General features: G+C 42.5%; 4 protein-coding genes. All 4 read right to left on the reverse strand.

Annotation, left to right across the window (positions count from 1 at the left end; translation table 11 throughout):
• A partial coding sequence (locus tag B3O33_RS06635; RefSeq protein WP_292363241.1) for a diguanylate cyclase domain-containing protein occupies positions 1-1,780 on the reverse strand: 1,780 nt, incomplete at its 3' end.
• Complete coding sequence (locus B3O33_RS06640) at positions 1,761-2,375, reverse strand: methylamine utilization protein (RefSeq protein WP_292362616.1); 615 nt, start codon at positions 2,373-2,375, stop codon at positions 1,761-1,763. The genes B3O33_RS06640 and B3O33_RS06635, both read right to left, overlap by 20 nt.
• 90 nt (positions 2,376-2,465) lie before the next feature.
• Entirely contained in the window at positions 2,466-3,827 is a 1,362-nt protein-coding gene (gdhA, locus tag B3O33_RS06645) for an NADP-specific glutamate dehydrogenase (RefSeq protein WP_292363242.1), read from the reverse strand.
• A gap of 623 nt (positions 3,828-4,450) precedes the next feature.
• On the reverse strand, positions 4,451-4,749 hold a 299-nt coding region (locus B3O33_RS06650; RefSeq protein ID WP_292363243.1), incomplete at its 5' end, for a hypothetical protein.

Raw genomic sequence — 4,749 nt, forward strand, 5'->3', positions numbered from 1 at the left:
TTAGTGTTTGCTCGATGACCCAGTGACTGAGCTCAACAATCAGACCAGATTGCTCGGCGAGACCAATAAATTTATCCGGTGCGATGCGTCCTAGCCCCGGACGATGCCAGCGGATCAGTGGTTCAACCGTGTCAATTCTGCCATTGCTGAGTTCAACTTTTGGCTGGAAATTCAAGAATAATTCATTATTGCCGGGTTGTTTGAGTAAAGTTTGCAATGCTTCGATAATCGATAACTCTTCAAGATGTTCTTCATCTTCGCCCGGGGTATACACATGAATGGATGTGCGATTGATACGAGCATGATCCGCTGCAATCCTGACCCGGCGCAGCATGGTTTTGCTGTCAGTACCATCCGCAGGATAACAGCAAACACCAGCATAAAACTGAGCCGTCAAACTGATATTACTGATCTGAAAAGTCTGGGCCAGACTGTCCAGTAAAGATTCAACAATTTGCTTTGGACTTTGGCCTGGCATTAACTGGATCACTGATAAAAACTCGATACCTTCCAGTCGGGCATTGGTTTTATTTCCCGAGGTTTTGAACTGATTAAGGCGAGTTGCCAGTGCGTTGAGAAAAGCATCAGCGACTTCCGGTCCCAGTCGATCATTGATTTGCCTGAAATTTTGAATATACATCGCTACCACAATACACTGACTGTAGTCACGCATAATCGTGGTAAGCGTGCTGCGCATCGTGTGAATATTAAATAAACCGGTCAGGACATCATGTCGGGCTTGCCAGGTGACAACTTGTTCACGTTGTTTTATCTCTTCCCCCATATGGCGAAAAGCGACTGTTAAATCACGGACTTCACTGCTGGAGCGGCCTGGATCACGCCAGGCATCGTAATTCCCTTTGGCAAACTGGTGAGCAATTTCAACCAGTCGGGCTAAAGGTGTGGTCAGTTTGTGCGCGATGATCATACTGATAATAATGGCTGCCACTACTACCAGTAAAACAGTGAGCATGAGCTGTTTTGCCAGATCATCATATTGCTTATAGATCGGTCTTAAATCCGTGGTTAGCAGTATGCTGACAGGGTTTACGCTACTGGTGGCCGGTAACACTTCTGAATTGATAAAGGTTGGTCTTTGCAGCCCAAGCCATCTGCTTTGCATGGCATTCATCTTAGCAGCGAAATCTTCATCAGAATCAAGGCTATCCAGAGTGGAATAAACCGGCTGGTCGTTTTTAAGCAGGGTGATCTCCAGATCGGTAAGATGCTTCAGTTCATTCAGTGTGGTTTGATTCAACTCGAAACCAAGCAGACTAAACGCTATTGTTCTGGGGGCCATCACGGGCAACAGGATTAATTCATAGATTCGATCATTCAGCATCACAATATGTGCGACACCCGGTTTTTCCATCAGATCTTCCACTATCTGCCGTAGTAAGGTCTGATCGTAATGATTTGAACGACTGCTGGAAATCAACTGACCTGATAAATCGGTCAGTAACATTAAATCAGCTTTAATACGTGCGCCATGATTAGCCAGTACGCTGGCGATTGTATCGCTGTCACTGGATGCCACAGCCTGCTTAAAACCGAAATCTGCTGTCAGTACTCTCGCTGAATTCACCAGATTGTTTTCGTTGGAACGTATGTATTGACGCAGAATATTTTCTGCCTTGATGGTGTTCTGCTGTATCTGATGCTGATTAAACTTATTTGCAGACCACCAGGATATCGACTGAATAACCAGCGTCGACACCAGTATCAGTGAGAGGGCAAATAACAGAATTTGCGTGCGTAATTTAGTGATGCCCAGCCGCACCGAATGTATCCTCAAATGACTCGCGTGGGGGAGGAGGCGTCAACTCCAGCTGGATAATATATTCTCCCGGAGTATTTTGAATTAACGGATCTATTTCAACGGTTTTCCGGCTTTCGGCACCATTAGTTGTATATGGGTGCCATATACTTATCAGTGGCTTTGGTGCTGTTGTGTTAATAAAGGCGATGCCCTGCTCGGATGAGGTAACAACCGTTTCATGCTGGGCAACATAAATATAGCCGATCATGGCGTCATGAATATTGCAGCCGACCACAACTATGCCGGGGCTTTCAAAGAGTATTGGCTTTTCGGGTTTATCCGCATAAAGCTTGAGTTCAAATGTTTTAGCTTTGGAAAATGAGTAAACGTGATGACGGATATTGTCACTGTTAGGAAAATCAACAGTCTCTCCCTGCTGAATAATAATCTGTTCAGGAACAAAGGTTTTATCTATCTGATCCATGACGGTTACAGAATCTGGTTCACCATGACTTTCAGAGGAACTAAGCACTTCAATTATGGCGTTGGGGACAGCCTGTTGATTCTGATCAATTATTTTTAACGTAATTGCATCAGCCCGTGCAGCCAGTGTCATTGATGTGAACAATATGCTCACAGAGAACAAATAAATGAGTCTCAAATTTAAACCCCATAGGTCTTATGTTAAGAACTGATTACAAGAACCTTATACCAGTCCCTGTTCGAGCATGGCATCCGCGACTTTGCGAAATCCGGCAATGTTGGCGCCAAACACTAGATTACATGGTTGATGAAACTCTATGGCTGTTTCTGCACAGCGTTGATAGATACCTTGCATAATCACCTGTAGTCGTTTGTCCACTTCAGCAAATGACCATTGGGTCATACTGGCATTTTGTGCCATTTCAAGCTGGCTGGTGGCGACACCACCGGCATTGGCTGCTTTAGCTGGAGCATAATGAATTCCGTNNATCCCTGCAGCAATAATATGTGCCTGTGCTTCAGCAGTGCAGGGCATATTGGCACCTTCAACAATACAGGTAATGCCATTCTGACAGAGCGCTTTAGCATCTGCCGCCGAGACTTCATTCTGAGTAGCGCATGGAAAAGCGGCATCTGCTTTTAATCGCCATACGGCATGGCCATCTTTTGGATATTCTTTTATTGAAATAAATTGAGCATCCGGGTGAGATTCCAGATAGTTGATTAATGAAGTTCGTTGTGTTTCTTTTAATTCCCTGAGTAAAATCAGATCAATACCTTTCTCATGATAAATCGTCCCGGTACTATCAGAGCAGCTAACCGGCAATGCGCCACATTGATATAGCTTTTCGATGGTATGTATGGCTACATTTCCCGCTCCGGATACCAGACATCTTTTACCATCCAGAGTGTCATCGTTAGCTTGCAACATATTTTCAGTGAAGTAGACCAGACCATAGCCCGTTGCTTCAGGACGTACCAGTGAACCACCCCAGTTGAGCGACTTGCCGGTCAGTACACCTTCAAAATGAAGATTCAAACGTTTGTATTGGCCAAAAAGATAGCCGATTTCGCGTTTTCCGACCCCAATATCACCTGCAGGGACATCAATGGTCGCACCGATATGACGATGTAATTCGGTCATATAGGCCTGACAGAAACGCATGATTTCGTTATCTGAGCGGTTTTTAGGATCAAAGTCCGAACCGCCTTTACCACCACCAAGCGATAGGCCTGTCAAAGCATTTTTAAAGATCTGCTCAAACCCCAGAAATTTAACCGTGCTGGCATTTACCGAAGGATGAAAACGGATTCCGCCTTTATAGGGGCCGAGTGAAGAGCTGAATTGGACGCGATAACCCTTGTTGACCTGCACGTTACCTTCATCATCCTGCCAGACGACCCTGAACATGATCTGACGTTCCGGTTCGACAATACGTTCAATGATATTTTGTTGCAGATAGATCGGGTTTTTGTCGAGTAAGGGGCGAATAGACTGCAGGATTTCTTCGGTGGCCTGATAAAACTCGGGCTGACTTGGGCTGCTTCGTTGCAGCTTTTTCATCGTCGTCTCAATATAAGACATTCATACCTCTGTGTTTAGGTTTAGTGCTCAGTTATGGTGATAATTTAACAGAAGCAGCCAAGCTTTTCAGACTTGGTAAGGTGTCAAAGGTTCGTAATGTTGTATGGATGGATAGTTTACAGATACAAACTAAATTTTTTATCAGCAACCTTTATCAATCTTGATGGCATCTTCAGTCGTCTCTTAGGTACAAGTTTTATGAATTAATCTACCAATTCATTATTTTTTCATGTAGAAAAATAGCAATTCATATCAAACTCACAGTGTTGAACCACAGGTTACACTTTCGCACTAAGTAATCGTTAAGTAGTAGATACCTGAAGTTGACTTATAAAATATGATCATATTACTCCAGGTAAATATTTATTTTAAGAATATAGGGTTAAATATAATGATCGCATTTTTCTGAAGTAATGCTGGATCAGTTAATGAGGGTTAAAGATAAAATATTTCTATATTCTTAACTAAAAAATACGGCTGGTTTACAGTTTTATTAAAAATATATTAATTTGAAATATTTTTCTTATATTGGTTGTTTCTTCAGTATTGAAATAGTAAATAATTCCCCAGCTTAAAAATATAAGAAAACTTGATTTCTAATCTGATTGGCTGGGGGGAGGGATCTAAATACTGTTCTGATCAGACAATGATTTTTCTGAATAATTATTATTGAAAGTATTTTGAAAATAGTTATCAGAAATTAAATTTTCAAAAACCATATGCCAATCTTCCATGGATAAATTGTTGGATATGAAGCTAAACTCAATTTCAGGCCCTGGTTGAACAAGCGGCTTATAACGTGTCCCTTTCATACAAAGTCCCGCCATAGATTCTGCTATGAAAGCAACACCTGTGCCCGCAGCAACAAATCCAAATATAGCATTACAGCTATCAGCCTCGATTATAGCGTTCGGAGAGAACT

This window comes from Methylophaga sp. UBA1464 (genome assembly GCF_002325665.1).
Taxonomy (GTDB): Bacteria; Pseudomonadota; Gammaproteobacteria; order Nitrosococcales; family Methylophagaceae; genus Methylophaga.